The organism is Veillonella sp. oral taxon 780 str. F0422, assembly GCF_000221605.1.
Taxonomy (GTDB): domain Bacteria; phylum Bacillota; class Negativicutes; order Veillonellales; family Veillonellaceae; genus F0422.
The window spans coordinates 79,015-105,815 of sequence record NZ_AFUJ01000055.1; the positions used below are offsets into that span (position 1 = coordinate 79,015).

Genomic DNA, 26,801 nt, shown 5'->3' on the forward strand with positions numbered 1-26,801 from the left:
AATATTTTTAACGTATTTTTATGATACCCTAAACCTAAAACATCTTACAAAATCATTTTCTTTCTTGCAAAACTTTTATAATTCTGTATCCCTAGCAACTGAAAATTATTTTTATTTACTGTATACTAAACACATAAAAGGAATCGGCTCTCCTGAGAGTACGCTCCCCATACTTTATCACGCTAGACCTATGGTATCCATGTGTGCAGCAATGTCTGCATTCTTTCAGCCAACACAAGACGATACCATAGCAATGATTATACTAGTATTAGATACAGAAAGGACTCGCACATGGACACAATGAAACAAGCTCTTGGGCTTACAGGCAATGACAGAATGGAAGTTATGATCGATATTAAAGACCGCTTTCTCGGTGGCACCTTAGATTTAGAAACAGCTCGTACGTTATTGAAAGAAAAAATCGGCACGTGCACCCCTGATGAATTTGCCTATGGTGAACAACAATTAAAAGGTTCTTATACTGACGAAGAAATCACCCATCGTATGGATGACTTATTAGAATTATTTGATGGTATTTTAATTCGTGCGAACAATGAATATCCTGAACATCATCCATTAACAGTGTATCTAAATGAAATCAACGCCATGGAACAACAGTTAACAGAAATGGAAGCTCTGTTACAAGCACCTCACTTCATTCTCAACCCTTGGCTTGGTGTATATGATGCCCTCACTACTTGGCGCATCCATTTGGCTCGCAAACAAAATCAATTATATCCAGTCCTAGAGCGTTACGGTTTCGATCGTCCGACAAAAATCATGTGGACCTTCGACGATGCTGTTCGTGATGCTATCTCTGAAAGTAAACAACTCCTAGAATCTGGGAAGGAATCTGAATTTTTAGCTAAACAAGCGGACGTCATCGATATTATCCGTGACCTCAATAACAAAGAAAAAGAAGTACTAATCCCAACAGCATGGAAATTATTACAAGACAGTGACTTCATTACTATGAGCCAAGGTGATCATGAAATTGGGTTTGCTTTCATCGCCCCTCCTCCATTTTATAAAGGCCGTCCTGATGCGGAACCTAAGAACCTGGGAGAAACTTCTTTGAATGCTGTACAGGTAACAACACAATATAAAAGTGCTGGATATGACGGAAACTCCCAATTAGGTGGTACTGGTAACCCTACTGCATTGTTACAAGAGTTAGCCCAATTAGTTGGTAAATATGCCATTAATGGAAGCCCTGAACAAACGCATGACCTAGCTGTGGGCTCCTTGACAATTGAACAAATTAAATTAATCTTCAAATTCTTACCTGTAGATATTACTTTTGTAGACGAAAATGACTTAGTTCGTTTCTATAATGATACAAAGCACCGCATCTTCCCTCGCAGCTCTAATATCATCGGTCGCATCGTACAAAACTGCCATCCAAAGAAAAGTCTACCTTTAGTACAAGAAATTATCGATTCTTTCAAAGCTGGTAGACAAGATTACGCTGAAATGTGGATTAACAAGCCGGACCTATTCATTCATATCGAATACATCGCCGTGCGCAATGAAGAAGGTCAATTTAAAGGTATTTTAGAAATGGTTCAAGATTGCACGCATATTCGTAGCTTAAGCGGTTCTCGGAAAGAACTTATTTGGGAAGGTTCTAATTCTGCGTACCATGCCGTAGACCACATCGATTACAAACATGTACGCCAAGAGGATAGTACAACTAACTCAACTGAACAAGGTACGGTGCCAGAAAGCACACCACAATCTACGGTCTATGAAAATGATCTAGGTTTAACAGGAGATACCAAACTATTCCCTCTATTTGATATAATCCCTGGTCTAAAAGATCACATGATTCATATCAATCCAAACTTTAAAATGCTAAATTCTCCACTTGCTAAATTAATGAAACATAAAGCTACTTTATCCATGGTGGCAGAACGTGGTGAGATGACATTAGATGCATTAATCCAAGCTATTTTAGCTTTCAAATATAAGAATCAATAATATATTGGAGGACTATCCATGATAGTCCTCTTCTATTCTTATTTCTAGTCCTTTTATATGTTACTAAACAGTTCGCTGAAGGACCTATGTATTGTATAAACGTTAAAAAGACAGACACAGTTTTACTGCAAAACTATGTCTGTCTTTTTGATTACTCAATCTCTTTATTTTTAATTTTTTCCAAGAATATTTCGATCCGTTTTACCGCTTCTTTGATATTCTGCAAGGAATTAGAATAGGCTACACGAACAAATCCTTCACCACAGTCACCAAAGGCATTACCTGGTACAATAGCGATGCGTTGATCATAGAGTAGTTTTTCACAAAACTCTTCCGATGTCATGCCTGTGCTCTTAATGGACGGGAATACATAGAATGCCCCTTCTGGCTCGAATGTATGAAGTCCCATACGATTAAAAGCGCTCACCAACAAGCGACGACGCATATCGTATTCTTCACGCATGTATTGGATATCTTTATCCCCATTTTTTAACGCTTCGATAGCTGCGTATTGGGACATAGACGGAGCACTCATAATACCATATTGATGCATCTTCGTCATTTGTGCAATAATCGGTGCTGGACCTGTGGCAAATCCAAGGCGCCAACCAGTCATCGCATAGGCTTTGGAAAATCCATTAATTAAGATTGTCCGCTCTTGCATACCTGGTATAGATGCAATAGATACATGTGGTTCATCACCATAGGTAAGTTCACTGTATAACTCATCGGACAAAATAAATAAGTCATGCTTGATAACCACTTCTGCAATAGCTTCCAAGTGCTCACGGCGTAATACCGCCCCTGTTGGATTATTAGGGAATGGTAATACTAACAGCTTTGTCTTCTCTGTTACAGCCGCTTCAATCGCCTCTGGAGTCAGGCGGAACTCATCTTCTTCTTTCGTGATAATCTGTACTGGTTTGGCACTACACAATTCAGCTAATGGCGTATAGCACACAAAGCTTGGCACGGGAATCAACACTTCATCCCCTGGGTTTAATAAGGTACGACAAGTTAAGTCAATGGCCTCTGAGCCACCTACCGTTACAATCACTTCTGTTGCTGGGTCATAGGACACGTGATATTTCCGTTCTAACCATTTAGCAATTTCTTCCCGTAGTTCCATAAAACCACGGTTAGGAGAATACCAAGTTTTTCCCTTTTCTAATGTATTAATACCTTCTTCACGAATATGGTAGGGCGTAGCGAAATCTGGTTCACCAATACTAAGGGAAATGACATTATCTAATTCATTAGCAATTTCAAAAAACCGTCGAATCCCCGATGGTTTAACTGCTTTAATTTCAGCATTTAAATAGTTGTCATAATTAATCATCGAATACATTTCTCCGATCTTCACGAACTCCACCCGTGTGGAACACAATATTATTATCTTTATAACGTGTTAAGATAAAGTTTGTCGTGGTGGAAAGCACTGAATCTAATGTAGATAGACGGCGAGATACAAACAAAGCAATATCACGCATGCTAGCCCCTTCTACGATAACCGTTAAATCATAGCTACCAGACATAAGGTATACACCTTGTACTTCTGGAAATTCCATAATTCGTTCTGCCACTTTATCAAAACCTTGATCTGGAGCAGGAGTCACGCCTAATTGGATAAGAGCAGTAGATTTGTTTTGGTCTACTTGTTCCCAATCAATGACTGCTTGGTACCGTTTAATAATACCAGACTCCTCAAAGGCTTGAATACGACTTGCCACATGTTCCTCTTCACTGTTAAGCATAATGGCAAGGTCGGCGGCCGACATAGAGGCGTCCTCATCTAATAAACGTAATAAACGATGATCCAATGTGTCTAATTGTACTGTCATAAGGGAGACTCCTTTCTTATGATTCACATCTATATCTTGTAAACTATAGCATTGTTATATAATTCTCAATGCTTATCTTTTTATTATAGTCAGTTTCTCTGAAAGTAGCAATACATTATATTACACCTACACAATTTAATCGCAAGATAGTCTGCTCGAAGCAAGTCTATACTGATGATCGGACTAGAGATACAACGCATCCCCTCATGTTAGTATTTCTCTCATACCAGTTTCTAACTTCGTGGATAGTCACACTCTAAAAAAATTTTATATCTGCGCTTCCCCTTCCCAATCGCCGGGAACACACTAAATTGATTTATATAATACGCTCACATCACTATTCTTACCTACTCTTTTCTCCTATGTATCCACCCATATATTGTTAACTTAGTTAAGTTCTATAGAAAATATTTATATAACCTTTACAAGATTCGAAATTAGGTATATTCTATAGAACGTATTACAAAAGGAGGAGTTATCCATGAATGCCCAATCGATACAAAATCAAGAAGAAACACTATTTAATTCTGGATTCATCAGTATTACTATCATTAATTTTATTGTCTTTTTAGTGTACTACTGCTTTGTAGTCATTACCGCTAGTTATGCTACCAAGGAACTGCACTCTACTGTCGCTGAAGCAGGATTTGCTACTGGTATTTATATTATTGGCACCTTATTCGCTCGCCTTATTATGGGACAACGCTTAGAACTTATCGGCCGTAAAGAGGTACTTCGGTATGGAGCTATTTTTTATTTCCTCACTACCCTTGCGTATCTCATTGCCAAAGATATTCTAATCTTGGATGCAGTCCGTTTCCTAAACGGTTTTGCTTACGGTACTGTATCCACCGCAGCCAATGCTGTAGTTACTGCTTACATTCCGAAATCGAAAGATGGAGAAGGCATCAATTATTATGGTCTTAGCACTAGTTTAGCAGCGGCTATTGGCCCTTTCATTGGCATGATTTTATTACCTGCCGTTGGTTTTACTTGGATTATTTATTTAGCCGTCCTATTATCCATCGGTGTTGCCATCGCTTGTTTACGATTCCCTGTACAAAATTTAGTACTATCCTCTACGGAAGCAGCCTCCATGACATCTTGGTCTATGAAGAATTTCATTGAACCACGTGTATCCTTCATCGCCTTTCTTGGATTCCTAATGGGCTTAGCCTATTCTAGCGTACTCGGTTTCCTTTCTATCTTTACCCATGAAATCGGTCTCATTACAGCAGGAGCCTTCTTCTTTGTGGTTTATGCCCTTGTGATTACCGTGACCCGTCCTATTGCAGGTCGTATCTTCGATGAACGTGGCGAAAATGCTGTCATGTATCCTAGCTATATATGTTTAACAATTGGTCTTTTACTCATCGCTTATAGCTCCAATGCAGCATTACTACTTATCGCCGGAGCCTTTGTAGGCTTAGGTTATGGTACCTTTATGTCTAACGGACAAGCTATTTGCTTGAAAGCTGTAGAACCTGCCAAAATTGGGGTAGCTCTTTCCACCTATTTTATCGGATTAGATCTCGGATTAGGCGTCGGACCTTATACATTAGGAATCTTACATGGCTTACTATCCTACAGCGGAATCTATATGGTATCTGCCATCATTCCAATTATCGTATTGATACTTTATGCCATCTACTATAAACCTGTAAAAGAAGAAGCGATTTACGAAGAGGAGATTCCTCAACATCAATAAACCTATAGATAAAAAAAGTGTCCTATACCTTATGCTATGACATACATATGCATATCGGTATAGGGCACTTTTATATTATCCTTTTGTTACAAATATACGAATTTTATTCGTTCTATCAATTAAATTAGTATCATTAAACCAAAATTTAAGAGTATCATAGCCAATATATCTTTTTATGAAAACCGTTTTCTCATTACTATAGATTATAGTTCCTAACTCATCATAACAGTTTACAATAAAATCTAAATTACAATTAAATTTACCATCCATAATTTCAAGAAGAATATAAAACGATTGTGTACTCCCTTTATCAACTTCTTGTATTCCATAGGACTGTACATTAATTTGAAAAAACTGAAATGTTTTTTCATTGATTTCAATAGCATTATATAATCGTTCTTCATCAGTAACTGTATTCATAGTCCCTCCCTAAGCACACTCATTGTATGATACTTACATTAAAGTCCATTTAGACATAAAAAAATAGACCAACCGAAGTTGGTCTAAATGGTGCCGAGGACCGGAATCGAACCGGTACGGTTATCTCTAACCGACGGATTTTAAGTCCGTTGCGTCTGCCTGTTCCGCCACCCCGGCATGGGTGGAATTTGTGGAGGCGGCACCCAGAATCGAACTGGGGAATAAAGGTTTTGCAGACCTCTGCCTTACCGCTTGGCTATGCCGCCAAAAAAGTGGAGCGGAAAACGAGATTCGAACTCGCGACCCCCGCCTTGGCAAGGCGGTGCTCTACCGCTGAGCTATTTCCGCAAATGGTGCCTCAGGGCAGAATCGAACTGCCGACACACGGATTTTCAGTCCGTTGCTCTACCGACTGAGCTACCGAGGCAAGTAGTGGCGACCCCGATCGGATTTGAACCGACGATCTTCGCCGTGACAGGGCGACATGTTAACCGCTACACCACGGGGCCATTTGACTACTTTGTTAGTATACCCTATTTCATATTTCTCGTCAATACTTTTTTATATTTTTTTATAAACATTTTTTATTTCTCTGAAATCAGCTGTACAAGCCATTTCATGCATTATGGGAGTACCTACAGATATGGATTAGTCCCTAATTCATATCTCAATGTAGTACTCGAACCATGTCCAGGATATATCACATAAGATGGGTCTAAAGTCATAATTTTTTGCAATGTCTTTTCCATAGCCTTTGAATCACCATTATAAGTATTCACTTTTCCTATAGTCCCCTTAAATAAGGTATCTCCTGTAAATAAAATATGCTTATACCCAATACATACACTACCCGCACTATGCCCTGGCACCTCCCATACATGCAAAGAAAAAGGTTCTATCTGTAAAGGCCCCTCTTCTAACGCAACATATGGAGAAGTAAATCGTTCTTTATATCCCGATGGCATACGCCGTTTGACTAATAATAGTTCCTCATCTTTAGCATGCATATACACAGGGATATGGTAGGATTCTACCAACGTATCTACGGCACAAATATGATCTGCATGACCATGGGTCAGCACAATACCTACGGGTGTCACATCCTGTAATTCTTTCATGATACGCTGTCCATGAAAGCCTGGGTCAATAATAAGAGCGTATCCATTTTCTTTCAGAATATAACAATTTGTTTTATACAAGCCTTGAGGCGTTCTTACTACGTCCATCGAATCGACCATATCCTTTCCCTGTTTTTGCAAAATATCCTCGCCAAAAACCTGGATGCAGTAATACAAGCAATGTAAACAGTTCTAACCGCCCTAACAGCATATTGATGATACAAACAACTTTAGCCAATGGAGACAGAATGGTTAATGTTTCCGTAGGTCCTAAGCTACCAAATGCAAGACCTACATTTCCTAATGTGCCAGTCACAAGCCCTAATACATCTCCAATCGGTAGCCCTGTAGTAGATATCAACACAGAGGAAATACCAAAGATTAAGAGATAGAAAAAGAAAAACTGTTGCGTCATATGTAACCACTTAGTAGGTAATACATGTCCATTTAATCGCACCATTTGTACCATATCTGGATGAATGGCTTTACGCAAATGTAGGATACTACTTTTTGCTAAGATAATAATTCGAATAATCTTTATACCACCTGTTGTGGATCCACTACACCCCCCAAAGAATGTCCCCATGAATAGTACCATCTGTGCTAAGCTAGGCCATTGATTATAATCCACAATGGCAAACCCCGTACCTGTTTGCATAGATACTAATGTAAATAAGGAATTTTGAATATGAGATATATCCAAGCCCCCCGCTTCCCAGCTGAGCGCTACCAATACTAATACTGATCCAATACAGAGGGTCATCAAATACATACGATATTCAAAATCCCGCCAAATTTCTTGTATCCCCTTTTGCCAAACAGATTGATACACCGCAAAGTTTCCTCCTGCTAGCACCATAAATACCAATAATATGATACATACAATAGGTGCATCTGCATAAGCAAAGGTCCCTCCCGTCATAGGGGCCAATCCCCCAGTGGCAACGGTAGCAAATGTTAGGTTAATTGCTTTAAAATAATCTACCCCTGCCAACCACAGCAATGATGAACAAACTATAGTAAATACCATATAGGTGCGCAACAAATTTCCCGCAATAGAACGAATTCTAGGTAATACAATGCCAGGTCTTGGTACAGAGGCTTCCGCTTCAAAAAAATGAGCTGCATCAGCCCCCAAATTACGAAGGAACGCTAAGACTAAGACAATCATTCCCATGCCACCAATCCAATTCGTAAGGCCACGCCATAAAATGAAAGTTCTCGGCAATGAACTGACATCATCAATCATAGTTGCTCCCGTTGTCGTAATCCCTGATACAGCTTCAAAAAGTGCATCTACAAAGCTTGTAAAGACACCACTAAAGTAAAAAGGCAAGGCTGAAAATATAGCTGCAAATAACCAGCTTGAACTGACCACCAAGAAACCATCTCGCAAGCTATAGGAGTCTGTATCTGTTCCATAATAATACAATACGCCCCCTAATACACCAGACAGCGCGCTTGCTACAAGGAATGAATAGTATCCTATACCTTCATCTAAGATACCAAAGAAAAAAGGAACTAATATGAAGAGGGCTAGTGTAATCAATACTTGCCCCACTACTCGCATAATATTTTGAATGCGCATAAAATCCTCCTTTCTTTCATCATACTTCCTTATCCGCCTACATAGGTAAGGAGTTTATTAACATATTCTGGCAATGTAAAAATAACAATATGATCGCCTTCTAATAATTGGGTATCTCCTTTTGGCACAATTGTACGATTATCTCGCACCACAGCACCCACTAAAGATTTACCAGGGAATTTTAAATCTTTTAAGTATTGATTCATTAAATTTGAACGATTGGTGATGCTAATCTCGATAGCTTCTGCTTTGGAACCTTCAAAGGTGGAAATATTAATTAAATTTTCTCCTTCTCGGATGAGTCTCAAAATTTGACCTGATGTTAATAACCGTGGGGAGAATACCACATCGATACCTACTTGTTCCATTAAAGTAATATATTCTAAGCGACCGACACGGACAAATGTTTTAGGAACCCCTAAATGTTTCGCTAACAGTGCTACCAATAGATTCAGCTTGTCATCATCTGTTAAGCAAATGATCACATCGTTGTCACTAATCTCTTCTGCCTGTAATAAGTCAACATCTGTACCATCTCCATGAATCACAATGGATCGACTCACTAGGGCAGCTAGTTGTTCACAACGATCTAAATCCTTTTCAATAACCTTCACATCATATCCATCAGCTTCTAATAGTAAGGTAAGATGCCGCCCTATAAGACCTGCACCAATGATAACGACCCGTTGAGTAGGACGACTTACTTCATTCAACCATACTTCCACCTTATCGATGCTTTCCTTCGCCCCTAGAAAGAATACATTATCTAGGTATTCCAAGGTACTTTTACCATGAGGAATAATCATATCGCTACCACGCATAATCCCAACTATAAGCACATTAGGGGGTAATTCCAATTTTCGCAAGGGTATTCCCGTCACATGTAAATTGTTGCGAATCTTAAACTCCACTAACCGTACAGCACCACTAGCAAAGTCTTCTACATCTAAAGCGGCTGGTGTTTTTAAAACTTTGTAAATTTCTTGAGCTGTTACCATTTCAGGATTGATAAAGAGATCAATGCCCAAACGGTCACGAATCACTGCATTGGTACCATTTTCATACTCTGTATCACGAACTCGTGCAATCGTCTTAGGAATACCAGCCGCTTTACCAAGCATACAAGCCAGCATATTAACTTCATCCGAATCCGTTACAGCAATAAGCATACCAATATCTTCGATTCCTATTTCTTGCAATAAGGCGATGCTACTACCATTCCCTTGCACTAAATTCACATCTAAATTATTTTCTAAATTTTTAATGCGATCTCCATTTTTTTCAATGACATACACATCATGTTGGTCTTGTGCCAATCGCTGAGCCAAGGAGTAGCCTACTTTACCAGCACCTACTACCACAATTTTCATGACATATCCCCCTATTTTGTTTCCTCTACGGTAGCAGATTGTTCATCCGCCTCTAGTAAAGTGGCTTGACCTTTCTCTGTTAATAGGGTCCACCCATCTTCTTGCACAATGAGCTCTGCTTTCATCAGATGCCCTAAGGCACGTTTAAAAGCAGCCTTACTGATGTTAAATTTATCTTTAATGATAGGTGCTGATGTACCATCACCATAAGGCATACGCCCATGTCGGTTGCCTAAATAGGTCATAATTTTTGCACCATCTGAAGCGAGTGCCTCTTCTTTAACAGGACGCATAGAAATATTGATCCGTCCATCATCACGTTTAAAGGTAATACGGCCTTCAATGAGTTCCCCTACTTTTAAAGATCGTGTCATTTCACTGCGATGCATAAACGCAATCCATCGTTCAGGAGTAATTAAGAATGCCCCTTCGCTGGTCATATTATAAATGCCACCTTTCACCATGCCCCCTATTTTAGCATCTGTAGCAGGTTTTGAAGCACGCCGCATAGCATCATCCACATCCATGGATACAGCTAAACGACCTGACTTATCACTATAGAGCCGAACCCAAACTTTTTCACCATTTTGCGGGCGTCCACGCATTTCTGCATGAGGCATAAAAATCCCCCGTTCTGTTCCTACTTCTACAAAACAGCCAAAGTTTGTTGTATTGATGACCTCAACATAACCAATTTGACCTTCCTTCATAGCTGGTAAACGCATACTTGCTGTCAAGCGGCCTTTGGGATCTTTGTATAGAAATACTGTCACTTCATCACCAATCGCAACAGAACTAGTTTGTTGGTCTTTATGCAACAAAATATCGTCATTCGTATTGCCTGTTTGACCATCTAAAAAAGACCCTTGATCACTTTGACGCAATACCTTTAGCGTAGCAATAGTATTTTCTGATAAAGTACTAGCCATATTAGACTCCTTCAAAGGATTCTCTCGGTGCATCCTTCCACAATTCTTCTAAGCCATAGAAATGGCGGTATTCACCTGTAAATACGTGGGCAATGACATCACCAAAATCAAGTAAAATCCAATCTCCTTCACGATATCCTTCGCGATGTAATACGGTCATACCTTGTTCTGCACCGGCATCTTCAATGGCATCAGCTACACTTTGTGCATGTTTCACATTGTTTGCTGTAACCACTAAGAAATAATCTCCTAACATGGTAAGACCTTCCATATCCATAATGGAAATGTCTTCTCCCTTTTTATCATATCCAGCTTGCGCTAAGATTTTTACTGTTCCTAAAATATCTTGTTTCTGTTTCATTCTAACTCCTTATCTTGTTGTGGGACTCCCTGGTTCTGATTTTTCTGTATCCATAGACTTATCTTCTTTCGTAGCTTTAGTCTGTTTTTCAGCATCTTTTAAAGAATCATCAGCACTATCTTTTCCAATACCTTTTGGAGTATCTCCAATCACTGGAATCACTTCAGCATCACTTGGAATATCTCCCACAGTAATTCCTACCAATTGTTGTAATTCTATAGGCTCTACATTCCAATAGTCTACATGATCAATTGTTTCTGGTGACCCTGGTAAAATATACCACCGCACTTTATCTTTAGGAAAGTCAATCACTTTTGTGATAAACCGAACACCATCCCATGTACTAATATTAGTACTAATATGACTCCATTGTCGCCACACTCGAAAAGCGGTTCCCAAGCTAACGTGATTTCGTTCTCTCTCCCACATAGTCTTTAATAATCGTTCTTGATGCATAGTCCTTGCTAATGTATCACCTTCTTGATTGACGTATCTCATATATCCAAAGGCGGTATCATTAGTCATATCTTGGTACCCTTGATGAATGTTGATATCCACTTCACCAGAAGCTGCATCTCGATGTACCATAGATTGCTCCACATATAGGCTTAGAGTTCCAAAAATGTTCATCATAGACTGGAAACTCTCTTGATCTACCACTGCATAATAGGGGATAACTATATGAAACATATCTTCCACTACGGCTTTCGTTAATTCTATTCCACCTTGTGCATACATATCATTAATTCGTTGCGGTGTATCACTGTGACGGTTAATTATTTTACTATTACTCGGTATACCAATAATCTGCAAAGTTTTTGCATCCATATTGAAAGCTATCACATACAAAGCATCTGCTTGCTGTGGTTGACTTTTATCAACGCCAACAAGCAACATATAGGATGTTTTAATGGAGCTCATATCCATAGGTATTGTATTAGTCACAACCGGCAATGGATGCGACTCTTGACTAGTAGTACTCGGTTGAGATACAGCACTCACTGCACTACGTATTCCCCATACTAGAAGGCCTACAAAAACTACTAGTAAAATTAGGGCCCCTATAATGCGTCCCCATCGCAGTCCATGTCGGCGCGGCTTTCGTCGTATATTTCGCTCCATTTATGTATCCGACCTTTCTAACAATACACTATTTCTACCTCGAATCGTATCTACATGTATACTTAACCCTTGATCAAGCAAATGACGTATCGTTCCATCATAGGCGCGAATCACAGCAGCGTTCAAATCTTTAAATGCTAACGCACGTAGTTCTTCCACACCAGGAAAATCACGATTTGGTTCAATATAATCAGCTAAAAAATAATCTTATCTAATAAGCTCATATGGGTACTTCCTAATGTATGAACTCGAATAGCCTCGCAAATCGATTCATCTTGAATCTGCAACTCTAACTTAGCATAGGCTGCTGCCGCAGGTCCATGTAGTAATGCCCCGTTGTTAAGCATTTCTGAATCCACCGCTATCTGTGCATCCATCACCATTGTTTGCATTTCTTGTAAAGGTCTTTCTTTCATAGCATCATGCAATACAGCTGCCACTTCTGCTTTCTCTATAGAAACACCATAATGATTGGCTAATCGTCTTGCCATATCTAGCACACCTAATGTATGAGCAAATCGTTTTGGTGAAAGCCGGACTTTCACAACATTTTGTAAATTTTCTATTGTTGTTATATCTTTCACAAGCCTATACCTTTCTAGGGTTATCCATAAAACAAGCATCAACCTAACAACAAATACCCTTATGTATTATATATTTTATGTTCCTTAATGTATTGATACACCAATTTAGGTAACATGTATCGTGTAGATAATCCATACCGCAGTCGGCGACGCAATTCCGTAGCAGATAACTTCATTTCTGGCACCTCTAATATGTGAATACGACCGCCTCGTTGAGCAAGCCATTCGATACTTTCACCAATATCAGCAGTGGCACCAGGGCGGATAGCCCCAATAAACTCACACATATCTAAGAGCTGTTCAATATATTTCCAGGTTGGTAAATTCTGAATCGTATCCGTGCCGGCAATAAAGAAAAATTCCGTATCTGATCCATACAAATCATGAAAATATCGCAATGTATCAATGGTATAAGATTTCCCATCCCGCAGCATCTCTACATCAGAAACTACAAAATTAGGATTATCCAATACTGCTACACGTACCATTTCTAATCGATATTTCGCCTCAATCACATCCGATTCCTTATGAGGAGGTTCCTTAGCAGGCACAAAAATTACCCGATTCAAATCAAATGCTTCTGATGCCATTTCTGCAATCATAAGATGGCCCAAATGAATCGGATTAAAAGTGCCACCCAAAACACCAACTCTCTTTTTCTTATCTACCATGTAACCACGCCCCTATACACACTAGAGATACAATACCTAGTATGACTAATACGATTCCGTAGGACTTCCATTCATAAGCTCCTTTAGGAGACTTCATATAATGAAAGTAAGCTTTTACATCTGCTAATTTCATCGCACCTGTCCATGGCCAAAGACAAAATATTTATAGCTTGTCAACGCATCTAGTCCCATAGGTCCTCGAGCATGGAGTTTTTGTGTACTAATGCCAATCTCAGCCCCTAAGCCAAATTCAAAACCATCTGTAAATCGTGTAGATGCATTCACATAAACTGTGGAAGCATCCACTAAGTTCATAAATCGTTCTGCCTCGGTTGGGTCTTCTGTAATAATCATTTCAGAATGTTTTGTACCAAATGTATTGATATGAGTAATAGCATCATCAATGGAAGATACCACTTTGAAATTCACAATATAGTCATTATATTCTGTAGCCCAATTATCCTCTGTACTAGGTTTCACCTGAGAAGACAAGCTTTGAATTTGTGTATCCCCATAGATGGCAACACCTTTTTCTTCTAACATAGATACAATCTTAGGCCCTAAATCTTGCAGTCTTGCTTCATGTAACAGAATTGTTTCCATCGCATTACATACAGATGGTCGTGACAGTTTTGCATTTTCCAATACCTGTAATGCCATCGTTTCATCAGCAGATACATCCACATAGCCATGAACAACACCACTCCCTGTTTCTATAACAGGAATTTTACTGTTGTTCACGACAAATTGAATCAATCCTGCTCCACCACGTGGAATCATCACATCAATCCATTTGCGTTGTGCTAACAATTCACCTACAGCTTCTCTCTCAAGAATAGACACTAATTGAACTAGCTCTTTCGGAGCTCCACACCGCTCTAAAGAAGCTTGCATAATCTGTACCATCGCCTCACTCGTATGGTATGCCTCTTTTCCTCCACGAAGAATAATCGCATTACCGGTCTTAATGGCTAAGGCAGCTGCGTCTACTGTCACATTAGGGCGAGCTTCATAAATCATGCCAATAACTCCGATAGGGATTTGCCGTTTTTCAATACGCAAGCCATTGTCTAAGGTTCTACTTTCTAAGACAGTACCAATGGGGTCATGCAAATGAGCCACTTGACGAACACCTTCACAAATACCTTCGATGCGCTCCTTCGTCAAACGAAGGCGATCCATCATCACAGATAGAACTCCATTCTCTTTAGCTTGGGAACAATCGATAGTATTCGCTTCTAAAATCATTGGTATAGCATTTTCCAAATCATAAGCAATCTGTTCCAAGATACGATTCTTATCGTCTGTACTTAGCACTTGTCCTACCATAGAAGCTGACCGTGCTGCTTTGCCTAAATTTTCAAAATATGCAGTATATGGATTCATAATTTACTCCTGTCGTAAGACAACTAAGTTATCTCGATGCACCACTACATGATACGTATCACGAACACCTAGTATAGTAGGAATATCCTGTGATTTACGTCCTTTAATCTTTAACAAGTCGGATAGATTAAAGTTCACAATACCGCGGGCAATTTCTTCTCCATCGTGAACAATAGATATGGTATCCCCTTCTTCAAATTGCCCTTCACCAGATAGAATACCTACTGGTAAAACACTAGATCCATTGGTGAGTAATGCATCACGGCATCCTTTATCTACATGAATGGTACCTTGTAAACGTGTGCCAAATGCCATCCAGCGCTTTTTAATTTGCGGTACATCTCGATGAGGCCAAAAATGCGTGCCTCGTTCTTCTCCATTCATAATAGCTTTAATACTATCTGGATGGTCACCAGAGGCGATAATCATATGAACTCCAGAGTTCGTTGCAATATGAGCAGCTTGAATCTTCGTATACATACCACCAGTGCCCAAAGAAGACCCTGCACCACCAGAAATTTCATAAATGTACGGAGTAAGAGCCTCTACTTCATGGATTAATGTAGCATTTGGGTCTGTAGACGGATTCGCTGTATATAGGCCTTCAATATCCGATAAAATAATCAATACATCTGCATCAATAATGCTAGCAATATTAGCAGATAATGTATCATTATCACCAATTTTAAACTCATCGATAGCCACTACATCATTTTCATTGATAATAGGAATAACTCCTAATCCAATGAGGGCCGTCAATGTATTCCGTAAATTAAGATAATGACTACGTTTCACCGTATCTTCACGGGTTACAAGAATTTGTCCTACCGTATGTCCATATTCAGCGAATAGTTTTTCATACATATGTAACAAGATGCCTTGTCCCACAGAGGCTGCGGCTTGTTTTAAAGCAATGTCATCGGGTCTTGATGTAAATCCCAATGAGGGAAGACCAGCAGCAGTAGCCCCAGAAGAAACTAAAATCATTTCTTTCCCTGCATTAGCTAAATTACAAATTTGACGGACTAACACTTCCATTTTATCAATGTTAATGCGTCCATTTGCATGCGTTAATGAACTTGTACCTACTTTAACAATTACCCGTTTCGCCTGTCGTAACTCTTCTCTCATCGCTTCACCTCATGTGGATTGATTATCTTGGCAACTCAATTTTTGGATCTTTTGCTTTTTTATACAACACACCGTTATGTCCGATGATTTGTACTAACTCTGCTCCTAACATATCCGCTAAGTGAGGCAAAATTTCTTTTGGATCTTCCAAGCAGTTATTTAGAACTTTTACTTTAATTAATTCACGTTTTGTAATGGCAGCTCGTGCACTGTCGATAACAGGATTTTCCAATCCTCCTTTACCAATCATAACAACCGCTGGCATAGTACTTGCTAAGGCACGTAAATATCGCTTTTGTTTACCTGTCATTCTATCTCCTAATCATGGAATGTAAATCGTTGATCACCGATGACTACTTCATCGCCATCTTGGATACCACGTTTTTTCAATTCCGCATCTAAATCCATGTAACGCCAAATCTTTTGGAATCTTCGCAATGCTTGTTCATCATCAAGATTTGTCATAGCCACCAATTTCTCAATACGAGAACCACTGATAATATAGGATGCATCATCGCCGCGAGTAATGACGAAGTCAGTATCAGGTTTTGCTTCATAGTATACAGTGTCATCCACCACTTCTGGCTCTGGCACGTAATTTTCCACATAATACCATGCACGTTCTACTAATGATGGCAACCCTTCTCCAGTCAATGCATTCACCGCAAATACTTCATAGTCTTGATCAGCAAAGTATTTTGTCACTCTTGGCAATGTTTCTTCATCTTGTAACAAGTCTGTTTTATTCAATACGATTAATTGTTTTTCTTGCTCAATTTTTCGCTATATTTAGCTAACTCTTCATTGATTTTATGAAAGTCTTCAATAGGGTCACGACCTTCTAATCCAGATACATCCAATACATGGAGCAAAATATTACTACGTTCTACGTGACGCAAGAAGGAATGTCCTAAGCCAATGCCTTCACTAGCCCCTTCAATCAAACCTGGAATATCTGCCATAACGAAACTTTTACCTGGTGCTACAGAGACTACCCCTAATACTGGAGTTAATGTAGTAAAATGGTACGCAGCTACTTCTGGTTTTGCAGAAGATACTTTGCGGATGATAGAGGATTTACCCACGCTTGGATATCCTAGTAATCCCACGTCAGCCAACACTTTAAGCTCTAAATTTAACCAACGCTCTTCCCCAGGCTCTCCTTTTTCAGCAAAGGTTGGTACACGGTTAGCACTATTTTGAAAGCGTGCATTACCACGACCACCGCGACCACCTTTGGCCACCATGTAAGTTTGTCCATCTTCGACTAAATCAGCCATTAATTTACCAGACTCTTCATCTGTTACCGTTGTTCCTAATGGAACAGAAACAATTAAATTTTCAGCGCCACGACCATGCTTGTTAGCACTTTGTCCAGCACCACCGGTATCGCCTTTGAATTGACGTTTATATCTAAAATCAACAAGTGTATTGATATTTCTATCAGCTTTTAAAATGATGTCGGCACCTTTACCGCCATCGCCACCATTCGGTCCCCCTTGTGGCACATATTTTTCTCGACGGAAACTACTCATACCGTTACCGCCATCTCCCGCTTTTACTAATATACGGGCACGATCTATAAACATATTTTTTTCCTCTAGCCCTATAGATAGAGCGGCCGAAGCCGCTATATCATAGAGTTTTTACAATTTCAATAGCCCGTTCCAACTGTACATCCTCTTCAGGATTTGCTTTGGACGGCTCCACAATTTCATCTGGTATAATACCAATACCATCGATGACCCTATCATTAGGTGTATGATAGCGAGCAATAGTAATTTTTAAGCCTTCTTCATCAAGACCTTGTACTACACTTTGCACAGTACCTTTACCATAGCTTTTTGTACCCACAATAATGCCAGATTTCGTATCTTGCACCGCACCAGCAATAATTTCTGAAGCGCTTGCAGAGTTACCATTAATCAACACAACTAATGGAATTAGACTATGGTCACCTCTAGACATATAGGCGCTATTTCGGCCTTTTCTAGTTTGTACCGTTACAATCGGCCCTTTAGGTATCAAATATTGCCCTATACCATGGGCAGTAGTGATTAAACCACCTGGATTATCACGCAAGTCTAATACTAAGCGTTTCATCCCCTTAGCTTGAAGGTCCTCATAGATTTTCGTAAACTCATCTACTGTTTTTTCAGCAAACTGCGTTAACCGAATATAACCGACACTATCGTCTAGCATCTTACCTCTTACAGTAGGCATGACAATAGTTTTTCGTTCAATGGAAATCTCTTGCTCTTCTCCGCTACGAAGGATGCGAAGCACTACAAATGTACCTGCTTCGCCACGAATATGATTAGCTACTTCTTCTTTTTCTATATCAGATATAGGTGTCCCATCAATCGCAAGTATTTGGTCTCCTTTTTGAAGTCCTGCTGCTTCTGCTGGTTGCCCTTCCATAGTAGCACCTACTTTGAGAACTTTACCATCGGAAAAATCCAATAATAAACCAATACCGCTATAGGTAGAAGATGTATGCATCTCAAGTGCTTTCATATCTTCTTTATCCAAATAAACAGTATGTTTATCATGGGTACCTTTAGCTAATCCCTTTAACATATTCACAAAAAGTTCTTCTTTAGATGGTGGGTCCATAGCCCATTGTGTAGTGATGTAATAGGTGTAACCAAATTTAGCAAGGCCTAAGGGGGATCCAGAAATATACCAAAAGAAACCAGTAAGCATAATAAGGAATACAATTAATAACTTTATCAGCTTACCTATTAACTTATAGATTCTATCTTTAAAACTTAGCTGCTCTATGTTAGAATCAACCTCTTTTAACATCTCCATAGTAGTATAAGCTTCATCGTGTTTTTCAGAGATAAACAAATACTCTTTTATTCGTATCCAATTAGATTTTTTTTGTTATCTTCCATAGTCTCCTCTATAAGTATCCCATTGGATCTGTTGGTTCCCCGTTAATACGCACCTCAAAATGAAGGTGTGGACCTGTAGAACCACCTGTGTTACCTGAGTAGGAAACTACTTGACCTTTTGATACAGTTTGACCAGGGCTTACCGATACATCACTATTATGAGCATATAAAGTAGACATACCATTACCATGATCAATAATAACTGTATATCCATAGCCACTAATCCAGCCAGCTTCCACAACAACGCCACCATCTGCTGCATGTACTGGTGTTCCTTCATCAACACCAAAGTCAGTACCTGCATGGAGACGACTTGTACCATAAATTGGATGGATACGCCATCCAAAATCAGATGTAATCGGTGCATTAACAGGGGCGGCTAACTGTCCAGTTCCCTGTACCCATGTAGTAGTAGCACCACCACTGCTACCACCTTGGCTAGCTGCTGCGGCTGCTGCCGCACGTTCTGCTGCTCGTTGTTGTAACATAGCTGTAATGCTTGCAGATGATGCCATTAACTCATTATAGGCCCGCTCTGCTGTATCACGGTCATTCATCGCTCGTTCTAATACTGCTTGACGTTCTGCTTTTTTCTGATTGATAATCGTTTGTTTTTCCTGTGCTACTTTTTCAAGTTCTAATACTTTAGCCCGGTCTGCCTCCAACTTAGCTTTTTTACTAGCAATCTCTTCACGCTCAGTTTTTATGGTATTAATCAATTCCATATCGGCTTGAAGAATCCGTTTCAACATTTCCATACGATTTGCAAAATCACTAAAATCTTTAGAACCAACCACTACATCTAAGTAACTTAAACGTCCGTTAATATAAATATCTCGTACCCGTTTGTAGAACACTTTTTCTCGTGATTGTAAACGTTCCTGTGCTGCTTTTAATTCTGCCTCTGTTTTCGTAATATCTTGATCTAAACGAATACGATCTGCTTGCACTTGTTTTAAGTCTGCAGTGGCTGTATCTAATTCAATCTGTATAGCATGTAACTGTTCATATACGGTACCAATCGTTTTTTCTGCTTCCGACTTTTTATTGGCCTCATTTGTTAATTGTTGTTGAATATTTGACAACTGATTCGTTAAGTCTTCATCTTGTGCTTGATACCAGTACGGTGTAGCCATCATGATAGAACCGCATAGTAAACTAGCTACTAGTGTTACTGTTTTTTTCTTCATCATTCCTACACTTTCATATATTGTTTTAACGAAATGGTACTACCAATAGCACCCACAATCACACCTATCCCAACTAATCCTGCAGATAGTTGATAGATAAACGGCATCATTGGTACCAATGGCATAAACGCAAAGTTTGCAATCACTTCCACTGTGATATAGCGATAGAATTGCCAAGTAGCAATGCCTGCAATCGCACCACCAATAGCGCCTAAAAACATACCTTCTAATACAAAAGGCCAGCGGATAAACCAGTTTGTGGCACCTACATATTTCATAATTCCAATTTCTTTACGACGGGCAAATACCGTCAAACGAATCGTATTGGAAATGATAAATAAGGTAGCCCCTGCTAGGAAGCCGATGAGCACAATACCACCGATACGAATAATTTTTGTGACTTCAAAAATTTGTTCAATCACGTCTTGTCCATAGTGGGCACTTTCTACTTCTGGATATTTAGAGACAATTTCCGCTGTAGATTTCACTTGGTCTGGTGTATTGAATGTTAACACATAAGACGTTGGCAATGGATTATGTCCATCTAGGGAATCGACTAATTGCTGTTGCTCCCCTAAGCGCTCTTTAAAGCGTTTCATAGCTTCATCTTTTGTGACAAACTCAATGTCCTTTAGCTCTGGCAAGGCTTTTAACTTTTTACCTAATTCCATCACTTGTGGTGTTGTTAAGTTATCCTTCAAGTAGATACTAATTTGTACTTGGCTCTCTAAATGGGATGCCAAATTGTTAAGGTTTACCACTCCACAAGCAAATACACCCAAGATAAACAAGGATAATGTGACAGTGGAAATAGATGCCAAGGACATCAATCCATTACGGCGCATGGATTGAACGGCTTCTTTTATATAATACTTAAACGTTCTAATTTTCATGGAATGCGGCCCCTCTCATTTGATCACTTACTACACGACCACCTTCTAAGGCGATCACTCGTTTGTTTAGATAAGACACCATATCCATATCATGTGTTACCATCACTACGGTTGTACCAGAGTTATTGATGGCTTTAAAAAGATCAGAAATATCGCGGCTTGTTTGAGGGTCCAAGTTACCTGTTGGTTCATCTGCAATCAGCACCAATGGTTTATTTACAATGGCTCTAGCGATAGCTACCCTTTGTTGCTCCCCACCACTAAGATCTTGTGGCAAATCATTAGCTTTATCGCTGAGTCCGACCAACTCTAATACATTTAAAACTTTCTCTTTAATTACTTTCGGTTTTTCCTCGATAACTTCTAGTGCGAACGCAATATTTTCAAACACTGTTTTTGATGGTAATAATCGGAAATCTTGGAATACAATACCTAACTTTCTACGCAAGTACGGTACTTTACTAGATTTGATACGTGTTACATCAACATCATTCACAATAACCGTTCCAGAATCTGGTGTGACTTCATGTGAAAGTAACTTAATAAATGTTGATTTACCTGCTCCAGAATGCCCACAGACTAATACGAATTCTCCTTTTTCAATATGAATCGATACATCCTCTAAAGCAATAGAACCATTGTCGTATACTTTATGGACATTTCTAAATTCTATCATTCTATCATTCCCTTCCTATTTTCGCGCTATACCTCGTTTGGTAGCTGCTATAATATCAGCTGCTGTTAATCCATATTTTGCCATCAATTCTTTTGGTGTACCAGATTCACCAAAGGTATCTTTCACACTGACAAATTCCATTGGTACTGGATACTCTTTTACCACTACTTCCGCTACCGCACTACCTAAGCCACCAATCACATTATGTTCTTCAGCAGTAATCAATACTCCCGTTTCTTTTGCGGCCTTCACAATTGCTTCTCCATCAATTGGTTTAATAGATGCCATGTTGATAACACGTACAAAAATGCCTTCTGCTTCTAATGTAGCTGCTGCTTCTACTGCTGGTCCTACTAAGGCACCACAGGCAATAATCGTAGCATCCTTACCGTCACGTAATTGTTGAGATTTACCCGGTATAAATGTGTATCCTTCTGATGTCACATCTTCTACACCAGCACGTCCTAAACGTACATACACAGGGCCATGATACTCTGCTGCCCAAGCAATCACAGCTTCTGTTTCTGCTGCATCTGCTGGTACCACAACTGTCATATTAGGTAATGTACGCATACAAGAAATATCTTCCAAACTTTGGTGTGTCGCACCGTCTTCACCGACAGTAATCCCTGCATGAGTAGCACATATTTTTACATTTAATTTTGGATAGCATACGGCGTTCCGCACTTGTTCAAAGGCACGACCGGTAGCAAACATAGCAAAGGAAGATACAAATGGCACTTTTCCTGCTGCTGCTAAGCCAGCACCTACAGAAATTAAGTTTTGCTCTGCAATCCCTACATTAAAGAATCGTTCAGGATATACTTTTTTAAATTCATCAGTTTTTGTAGATTTTGATAAATCTGCATCTAATACAACAACATCTTTATGAGTAGCCCCCACTTTTACTAAGGCTGTACCATATGCTTCACGAGTCGCTTTTCCCATGATTACACCTCCAACAATTCCGCTACAAATTTGTCACATTCCTCTTGTGATGGCGCTTTACCATGCCAGCCTGCTTGGCCTTCCATAGCTTGTACACCTTTCCCTTTAACAGTATTCATAATCACCATAGTCGGTTTATCTGTAGTTGCTTTTGCTTCTGTAACTGCTTCATGTAAAGCATCTAAATCATGACCATCCACCACGATCACATGCCAACCGAAAGCTTTGAACTTTTCATCAATTGGTAATGGACTCATAACTTTTGTGATATCACCGTCGATTTGTAATCCATTAAAATCTACAAAAGCTGTTAAGTTAGACAATTTATAATGTGCTGCAAACATCGCTGCTTCCCATACTTGCCCTTCTTCTAGTTCGCCATCACCTAGTACGGAGTACACACGGTAGGAGGCTCCATCAATCTTACCTGCCAATGCCATACCACATGCTGCAGAAATACCTTGTCCCAAGGAACCAGTAGACATATCTACACCTGGAATGTATTTCATATCTGGATGACCTTGCAAGATATGGTCGATTTTACGCAAGTTTAGTAATTCTTCTGTTGGAAAAAACCCTTTTTCTGCTAATGTAGCATACAGAGCTGGTGCAGCATGTCCTTTGGATAAGACAAAACGATCGCGGTTTGGATCTTTTGGCTCATTTGGATTTACATTCATTTCTTGAAAGTACAACAAGCTCATCACATCAGCAATGGACAAAGATCCTCCTGGATGACCAGATTTTGCTGCTGTCACAGATTTCACGATGTTTACACGAATCGCTTTTGCTTTTTCTTGTATCAATTGTTTTTGTTCAAGTGTTAACATACTATACCCTCCCGTGTTATACACAATTCTAAGGTAAATTATTTATCATGCAGCATGCCGATGGCAATGCGGGCATTCTTTAATGCATTTCTTCGTAGTTCATGGATATTTTCTAGCACGGTATCTGTGAAAGTGCTTCGTTCCAAAGCTTCTACTGCACGTGCCACAATAGGTTCAACTTCTAATGTATGTAAATCACCTACTGGCACTTCCCCAATCATATGAAGAAAGTTTAAAATTTTAGGGTCATAAGAGATCCCTAAACAAGGTGTTTCCATTAACGCACTAAATACTAATGCATGGAGCCGTACACCTATCATGACATCCACACAACTACTCAACGACAGTAGCTCTGTTGTGCTATAGGCATCAGCCAAAACCGTCGATCTAACTGTCATCCGTTTGGCAATGGCTTCTGCCTCCATCGTATCTTCCCTATGTTGCATAGGAATAAACACGATATGAGCCTCTGTTTCTCGATGAATCTGATCTAGAGCCTCTGCCAATGTAGTTTGATACTCTGTACAATCTTTCCAAGCACGTACGGAAACACCCACAATTGGTTGGTCTAGAGGCACCCCATACGATGCCAATATATCACGACCTGCTGTGGCCTCCACTGGGTGCATCCCTAACACAGCATCAGCAGTTACTGTAATTGGTACATGATGAATACCTAGTGAACGTAGTTCCTCTTTTGAGGCATGATCTCGTACAGTAATCATGGATACTTGATTCAAGACACGCCCCACCGTAGTACGAGCCAAGGATTTACGCAAAGGTCCAATGCCTTGGGCATAAATCATCACTCGTTTTCCCAATGTATTCGCTAAAGCTATAATGCTTAAGTAATAATACAAACTACGAGCACTTGTTACGTCTTGCAACAAACTACCACCGCCACTGATGAGCATATCACAAGAATACACAGCTTGGTATATCTTCCAAATATCAAAACGACCAATGGCTTTCACCTTATGAGTGCTCATAGTTTCACTAGGATTTCCAGAAATCACCGTAATCTCGGCCTTCGGTTCTAATTCCAGCAATGCTTGCAAAATAGAACTCAATAGCGCTTCATCTCCGGCATTACCAAATCCATAATAACCGGAAATGAGTATCTTACACATGACTTTCACCTCGTCCTTGGAACCAACGAATGCCATAGCCGATGAAACGTACCGCTATAATCGCTACTAAACCGATGACGATACCTAATAATAATCCATCATAACCACGAGCAATGGACATATACACTGGCGTACGTAAATGACAGAATGTTTCCACCATAGAAGCAATACCTATGACTGCCGCTATGGATAAAGCAAAATGCATGACCATTGGAATACGGCATCCCACAGCATAGGCTGCCAGCATAAACGCTGGATGACCGATTAAAAACTCTTTTTCACGAGGGCGAGCATACATCGTGTTTTCTAAAAACCTACGTAAAGCTAGTTCCCAAGACGGTACTGGTACGCCAGCTGTATGACCACTACGCCCTACAAAGACATAGGCCACTACCGCTAAAGCCCCAGCAATTAATAAACTATAGACTTTAATATCAATTTGAACAAATTCTGTAATAAAAGATTTCACATCACTTACAGAAGATATAGTTCGTCCTTTCCAAATAGGAAAGCGTTGCAAATATGCTATGGCTGTCAATAGTACTGGTGCCACAAAGGTTAATTTTACACCTCGGAATAAAGCAAACTCCATGAAGAACTGCGTACTACCTAACATGGCTGCAATGCTAATTCCTCCAATAGCAGCTATTAGAGCTGCTACGACTAGATATACCACAGATTCTATGGTACTTCTCCAAGGGGATATACCCGTGTGGTTCCGTTTTGACCAACAATCAAAGATCATCGTCATTGCCAACACTGGAGCAGAAATAGCAGCTACTAGTGCCCAAGCCGACATAATTTTTGTCCCTGTGGTCAATATATAAATGCCAATAGAAACGATACTGCCCAGTGCGAATAGACCTAGTAAATATGATTTACGTATATGTACGAACTGACCTAATGTAAGTGTAGCCAAGCTTATGACACCTGTCATCGTTAACAATCGCAACAGGGTATTCGGGAAGTACACTGGATATACAGAGGCTTCTCCAGTAGTAAAACCACGAGCTTGTAGTTTATCTGTCACTTGTTTCGCCACAAACAATGTAGTTTCTAAAGCAGTTTTATTATCTACACCTTGTTCATAAATTGGAAACAAGTTATACCGTATATTTCGTTCAATATCACTAATATAGAACCATTGAATTAACTCAGCTGGGGTTAACTTACGCACTTCTTCCTTAGATACTGTGTACAATCTTCCCACTTTATAATGATTGGCATTGGCCATCTCCAAGAACCCTGCTTGTGGAAAATATTGCAATTGATTCACCGCTTCAATTCCTACTAGCGGAATTTGACGTTTCTCTAATTGCTCCAATGTGCGATCCACATGTAATGGATATCCTAATGCTTCTTTTCCAACGAAAATCATACCTGTTACACCAGATACACCATCAATACGTTGGAATACATGATCTACGTCTTCTACTGTGGCACCTTTATAATTTGTTGGTCGAACAATCACATGAAAGCCAAGTTTAGCTACTTCCTCAGCTTGTAATTTAGAAATACCTAAATTCATATCTTTTAAAGAATCACTTGGTAAAGCTAATCCTAACATAGGGCCTAGATCTGTTTGCAATATATGTACTTTATTTTGACCTAAACGGCGCAATAAATCATCCTGTACTTCTTGAAAGTAAGCTTCTTTACCTGGAATCATTCCGATATAGGTAGTACCTGGTTGCACTCCGTTGATTTGCAATTGTTCTAAATCATTAGAAGTATACATGCGAATATGACCAGCATCGGTTTCTTTTTGTAAGGTTCTATCATAAATAGCTAATGCTGTAATCCCAGACTCCTTGGCAGATGCAATTGCCTCCCCTAGAGACCTTTTTTCATAGGCATTAGCACGAAGTAAACCATCATAATCTATAATATTTTCAATTTGTTCTTGCTGAGCCTCAATGTAATGACGCTCTTTTACTAATAGTAATCCACTTACAATACCAGCAACAAGAAAAGCTAATAAAATCCATGTATAGAAAGATATGTTTTTTAACTTCATAGTTCCTC

Annotated in this window: 26 protein-coding genes, 5 tRNA genes and 1 pseudogene; 2 read left to right on the top strand and 30 right to left on the bottom strand. The window is 39.5% G+C overall.

Translation table 11 applies throughout. The annotated features are described in order from the left end of the window. Window positions 1–291: 291 nt before the first annotated feature. On the top strand, window positions 292–1,980 hold the full coding sequence (locus tag HMPREF9200_RS06725) for a DUF438 domain-containing protein (RefSeq protein ID WP_009372169.1): 1,689 nt from the start codon (window positions 292–294) through the stop codon (window positions 1,978–1,980). Between the two features lie 151 nt (window positions 1,981–2,131). Here the strand turns inward: HMPREF9200_RS06725 and HMPREF9200_RS06730 are convergent, their stop codons facing one another. Then, window positions 2,132–3,343: a pyridoxal phosphate-dependent aminotransferase gene (locus HMPREF9200_RS06730; RefSeq protein WP_240629052.1), complete on the bottom strand. Its 1,212-nt coding sequence runs from the start codon at window positions 3,341–3,343 to the stop codon at window positions 2,132–2,134. Beyond that, entirely contained in the window at window positions 3,312–3,821 is a 510-nt protein-coding gene (locus HMPREF9200_RS06735; protein WP_009372185.1) for an Lrp/AsnC family transcriptional regulator, read from the bottom strand. The genes HMPREF9200_RS06730 and HMPREF9200_RS06735 overlap by 32 nt, the downstream gene beginning before the upstream one ends. 481 nt (window positions 3,822–4,302) lie before the next feature. On the opposite strand from HMPREF9200_RS06735, the gene HMPREF9200_RS06740 reads away from it, so the two are divergent. Continuing rightward, window positions 4,303–5,529: an MFS transporter gene (locus HMPREF9200_RS06740; RefSeq protein ID WP_009372240.1), complete on the top strand. Its 1,227-nt coding sequence runs from the start codon at window positions 4,303–4,305 to the stop codon at window positions 5,527–5,529. Between the two features lie 75 nt (window positions 5,530–5,604). Here HMPREF9200_RS06740 and HMPREF9200_RS06745 read toward each other — a convergent pair whose 3' ends face one another. The 28 genes and pseudogenes from HMPREF9200_RS06745 to HMPREF9200_RS06870 all read right to left on the bottom strand — a co-directional run bounded on the left by HMPREF9200_RS06745 (window position 5,605) and on the right by HMPREF9200_RS06870 (window position 26,793). After that, window positions 5,605–5,949: a hypothetical protein gene (locus HMPREF9200_RS06745; RefSeq protein ID WP_009372234.1), complete on the bottom strand. Its 345-nt coding sequence runs from the start codon at window positions 5,947–5,949 to the stop codon at window positions 5,605–5,607. 88 nt (window positions 5,950–6,037) lie between these two features. Then, a tRNA-Leu gene (locus HMPREF9200_RS06750) sits at window positions 6,038–6,126 on the bottom strand. A gap of 14 nt (window positions 6,127–6,140) precedes the next feature. After that, a tRNA-Cys gene (locus HMPREF9200_RS06755) sits at window positions 6,141–6,215 on the bottom strand. Window positions 6,216–6,222: 7 nt separating this feature from the next. Next, a tRNA-Gly gene (locus HMPREF9200_RS06760) sits at window positions 6,223–6,297 on the bottom strand. A gap of 3 nt (window positions 6,298–6,300) precedes the next feature. Continuing rightward, window positions 6,301–6,376, bottom strand: a tRNA-Phe gene (locus HMPREF9200_RS06765). A 6-nt stretch (window positions 6,377–6,382) separates the two neighbouring features. Then, window positions 6,383–6,458, bottom strand: a tRNA-Asp gene (locus HMPREF9200_RS06770). 126 nt (window positions 6,459–6,584) lie between these two features. Next, window positions 6,585–7,175, bottom strand: a complete 591-nt coding sequence (locus HMPREF9200_RS06775; protein WP_009372223.1) for an MBL fold metallo-hydrolase — start codon at window positions 7,173–7,175, stop codon at window positions 6,585–6,587. Continuing rightward, window positions 7,141–8,655, bottom strand: coding sequence for a TrkH family potassium uptake protein (locus tag HMPREF9200_RS06780; protein ID WP_009372168.1), 1,515 nt, complete (start codon window positions 8,653–8,655; stop codon window positions 7,141–7,143). Before HMPREF9200_RS06780 ends, HMPREF9200_RS06775 begins: the two co-directional genes overlap by 35 nt. A gap of 29 nt (window positions 8,656–8,684) precedes the next feature. Beyond that, window positions 8,685–10,025: a Trk system potassium transporter TrkA gene (trkA, locus tag HMPREF9200_RS06785; RefSeq protein WP_009372249.1), complete on the bottom strand. Its 1,341-nt coding sequence runs from the start codon at window positions 10,023–10,025 to the stop codon at window positions 8,685–8,687. Window positions 10,026–10,036: 11 nt separating this feature from the next. Beyond that, entirely contained in the window at window positions 10,037–10,954 is a 918-nt protein-coding gene (locus HMPREF9200_RS06790; RefSeq protein ID WP_009372243.1) for a S1 RNA-binding domain-containing protein, read from the bottom strand. 1 nt (window position 10,955) lies between these two features. Continuing rightward, window positions 10,956–11,315 (bottom strand): ribosome silencing factor, encoded by a 360-nt coding sequence (gene rsfS / locus HMPREF9200_RS06795; RefSeq protein WP_009372156.1) that lies wholly within the window; start codon window positions 11,313–11,315, stop codon window positions 10,956–10,958. Between the two features lie 9 nt (window positions 11,316–11,324). Continuing rightward, entirely contained in the window at window positions 11,325–12,437 is a 1,113-nt protein-coding gene (locus HMPREF9200_RS06800; protein ID WP_009372225.1) for an LCP family protein, read from the bottom strand. Beyond that, on the bottom strand, window positions 12,438–12,596 hold the full coding sequence (locus HMPREF9200_RS09060; RefSeq protein ID WP_009354003.1) for a hypothetical protein: 159 nt from the start codon (window positions 12,594–12,596) through the stop codon (window positions 12,438–12,440). 35 nt (window positions 12,597–12,631) lie between these two features. Beyond that, window positions 12,632–13,021, bottom strand: coding sequence for a bis(5'-nucleosyl)-tetraphosphatase (symmetrical) YqeK (gene yqeK, locus HMPREF9200_RS09065; protein WP_009372229.1), 390 nt, complete (start codon window positions 13,019–13,021; stop codon window positions 12,632–12,634). Window positions 13,022–13,080: 59 nt separating this feature from the next. Then, window positions 13,081–13,692: a nicotinate-nucleotide adenylyltransferase gene (nadD, locus tag HMPREF9200_RS06810; RefSeq protein WP_009372176.1), complete on the bottom strand. Its 612-nt coding sequence runs from the start codon at window positions 13,690–13,692 to the stop codon at window positions 13,081–13,083. Beyond that, window positions 13,682–13,825 (bottom strand): hypothetical protein, encoded by a 144-nt coding sequence (locus HMPREF9200_RS08750; RefSeq protein ID WP_009372194.1) that lies wholly within the window; start codon window positions 13,823–13,825, stop codon window positions 13,682–13,684. Before HMPREF9200_RS08750 ends, nadD begins: the two co-directional genes overlap by 11 nt. Then, window positions 13,822–15,078, bottom strand: a complete 1,257-nt coding sequence (locus tag HMPREF9200_RS06815) for a glutamate-5-semialdehyde dehydrogenase (protein WP_009372183.1) — start codon at window positions 15,076–15,078, stop codon at window positions 13,822–13,824. The genes HMPREF9200_RS08750 and HMPREF9200_RS06815 overlap by 4 nt, the downstream gene beginning before the upstream one ends. A 3-nt stretch (window positions 15,079–15,081) precedes the next feature. Then, a complete protein-coding gene (gene proB / locus HMPREF9200_RS06820) occupies window positions 15,082–16,209 on the bottom strand; it encodes a glutamate 5-kinase (protein ID WP_009372242.1) in 1,128 nt (375 codons plus the stop codon). 22 nt (window positions 16,210–16,231) lie between these two features. Continuing rightward, window positions 16,232–16,519 carry a ribosome assembly RNA-binding protein YhbY gene (gene yhbY, locus HMPREF9200_RS06825; protein ID WP_009372199.1) on the bottom strand — a complete coding sequence of 96 codons (288 nt, stop codon included), beginning with the start codon at window positions 16,517–16,519 and terminating at the stop codon, window positions 16,232–16,234. A gap of 8 nt (window positions 16,520–16,527) precedes the next feature. Continuing rightward, window positions 16,528–17,798 (bottom strand): annotated as a pseudogene (gene obgE / locus HMPREF9200_RS06830) (GTPase ObgE). A 46-nt stretch (window positions 17,799–17,844) separates the two neighbouring features. After that, window positions 17,845–19,023 (bottom strand): S41 family peptidase, encoded by a 1,179-nt coding sequence (locus tag HMPREF9200_RS06835; RefSeq protein WP_009372237.1) that lies wholly within the window; start codon window positions 19,021–19,023, stop codon window positions 17,845–17,847. 94 nt (window positions 19,024–19,117) lie between these two features. Next, a complete protein-coding gene (locus HMPREF9200_RS06840) occupies window positions 19,118–20,299 on the bottom strand; it encodes a murein hydrolase activator EnvC (RefSeq protein WP_052847083.1) in 1,182 nt (393 codons plus the stop codon). A gap of 5 nt (window positions 20,300–20,304) precedes the next feature. Then, a complete protein-coding gene (gene ftsX, locus HMPREF9200_RS06845; RefSeq protein WP_009372198.1) occupies window positions 20,305–21,192 on the bottom strand; it encodes a permease-like cell division protein FtsX in 888 nt (295 codons plus the stop codon). After that, a complete protein-coding gene (gene ftsE / locus HMPREF9200_RS06850) occupies window positions 21,182–21,868 on the bottom strand; it encodes a cell division ATP-binding protein FtsE (protein WP_009372248.1) in 687 nt (228 codons plus the stop codon). The genes ftsX and ftsE overlap by 11 nt, the downstream gene beginning before the upstream one ends. 15 nt (window positions 21,869–21,883) lie before the next feature. After that, window positions 21,884–22,816, bottom strand: a complete 933-nt coding sequence (locus HMPREF9200_RS06855; protein WP_009372224.1) for a transketolase family protein — start codon at window positions 22,814–22,816, stop codon at window positions 21,884–21,886. A gap of 2 nt (window positions 22,817–22,818) precedes the next feature. Further along, complete coding sequence (locus tag HMPREF9200_RS06860; protein WP_009372190.1) at window positions 22,819–23,646, bottom strand: transketolase; 828 nt, start codon at window positions 23,644–23,646, stop codon at window positions 22,819–22,821. Between the two features lie 38 nt (window positions 23,647–23,684). Further along, the gene (gene csaB, locus HMPREF9200_RS06865) at window positions 23,685–24,776 is read right to left on the bottom strand and encodes a polysaccharide pyruvyl transferase CsaB (protein WP_009372213.1); all 1,092 of its coding nucleotides are present in this window, start codon (window positions 24,774–24,776) and stop codon (window positions 23,685–23,687) included. After that, window positions 24,769–26,793, bottom strand: coding sequence for a DUF5693 family protein (locus tag HMPREF9200_RS06870; RefSeq protein WP_009372164.1), 2,025 nt, complete (start codon window positions 26,791–26,793; stop codon window positions 24,769–24,771). The genes csaB and HMPREF9200_RS06870 overlap by 8 nt, the downstream gene beginning before the upstream one ends. Window positions 26,794–26,801: the final 8 nt, after the last annotated feature.

Bases quoted from the DNA above. Each gene is read 5' to 3' on its own strand.
- nadD (WP_009372176.1), bottom strand. From the start codon at position 13,692: ATGGTAGATAAGAAAAAGAGAGTTGGTGTTTTGGGTGGCACTTTTAAT.
- HMPREF9200_RS06740 (WP_009372240.1), top strand. From the start codon at position 4,303: ATGAATGCCCAATCGATACAAAATCAAGAAGAAACACTATTTAATTCT.
- yhbY (WP_009372199.1), bottom strand. From the start codon at position 16,519: ATGACAGGTAAACAAAAGCGATATTTACGTGCCTTAGCAAGTACTATG.
- ftsX (WP_009372198.1), bottom strand. From the start codon at position 21,192: ATGAAAATTAGAACGTTTAAGTATTATATAAAAGAAGCCGTTCAATCC.
- HMPREF9200_RS06860 (WP_009372190.1), bottom strand. From the start codon at position 23,646: ATGTTAACACTTGAACAAAAACAATTGATACAAGAAAAAGCAAAAGCG.
- csaB (WP_009372213.1), bottom strand. From the start codon at position 24,776: ATGTGTAAGATACTCATTTCCGGTTATTATGGATTTGGTAATGCCGGA.
- HMPREF9200_RS06800 (WP_009372225.1), bottom strand. From the start codon at position 12,437: ATGGAGCGAAATATACGACGAAAGCCGCGCCGACATGGACTGCGATGG.
- proB (WP_009372242.1), bottom strand. From the start codon at position 16,209: ATGAGAGAAGAGTTACGACAGGCGAAACGGGTAATTGTTAAAGTAGGT.
- HMPREF9200_RS06775 (WP_009372223.1), bottom strand. From the start codon at position 7,175: ATGGACGTAGTAAGAACGCCTCAAGGCTTGTATAAAACAAATTGTTAT.
- HMPREF9200_RS06725 (WP_009372169.1), top strand. From the start codon at position 292: ATGGACACAATGAAACAAGCTCTTGGGCTTACAGGCAATGACAGAATG.
- HMPREF9200_RS06790 (WP_009372243.1), bottom strand. From the start codon at position 10,954: ATGGCTAGTACTTTATCAGAAAATACTATTGCTACGCTAAAGGTATTG.
- HMPREF9200_RS06815 (WP_009372183.1), bottom strand. From the start codon at position 15,078: ATGAATCCATATACTGCATATTTTGAAAATTTAGGCAAAGCAGCACGG.
- rsfS (WP_009372156.1), bottom strand. From the start codon at position 11,315: ATGAAACAGAAACAAGATATTTTAGGAACAGTAAAAATCTTAGCGCAA.
- HMPREF9200_RS06835 (WP_009372237.1), bottom strand. From the start codon at position 19,023: ATGGAGATGTTAAAAGAGGTTGATTCTAACATAGAGCAGCTAAGTTTT.
- HMPREF9200_RS06735 (WP_009372185.1), bottom strand. From the start codon at position 3,821: ATGACAGTACAATTAGACACATTGGATCATCGTTTATTACGTTTATTA.
- HMPREF9200_RS06745 (WP_009372234.1), bottom strand. From the start codon at position 5,949: ATGAATACAGTTACTGATGAAGAACGATTATATAATGCTATTGAAATC.
- ftsE (WP_009372248.1), bottom strand. From the start codon at position 21,868: ATGATAGAATTTAGAAATGTCCATAAAGTATACGACAATGGTTCTATT.
- trkA (WP_009372249.1), bottom strand. From the start codon at position 10,025: ATGAAAATTGTGGTAGTAGGTGCTGGTAAAGTAGGCTACTCCTTGGCT.
- HMPREF9200_RS08750 (WP_009372194.1), bottom strand. From the start codon at position 13,825: ATGAAATTAGCAGATGTAAAAGCTTACTTTCATTATATGAAGTCTCCT.
- HMPREF9200_RS06870 (WP_009372164.1), bottom strand. From the start codon at position 26,793: ATGAAGTTAAAAAACATATCTTTCTATACATGGATTTTATTAGCTTTT.
- HMPREF9200_RS06780 (WP_009372168.1), bottom strand. From the start codon at position 8,655: ATGCGCATTCAAAATATTATGCGAGTAGTGGGGCAAGTATTGATTACA.
- HMPREF9200_RS06840 (WP_052847083.1), bottom strand. From the start codon at position 20,299: ATGAAGAAAAAAACAGTAACACTAGTAGCTAGTTTACTATGCGGTTCT.
- HMPREF9200_RS06855 (WP_009372224.1), bottom strand. From the start codon at position 22,816: ATGGGAAAAGCGACTCGTGAAGCATATGGTACAGCCTTAGTAAAAGTG.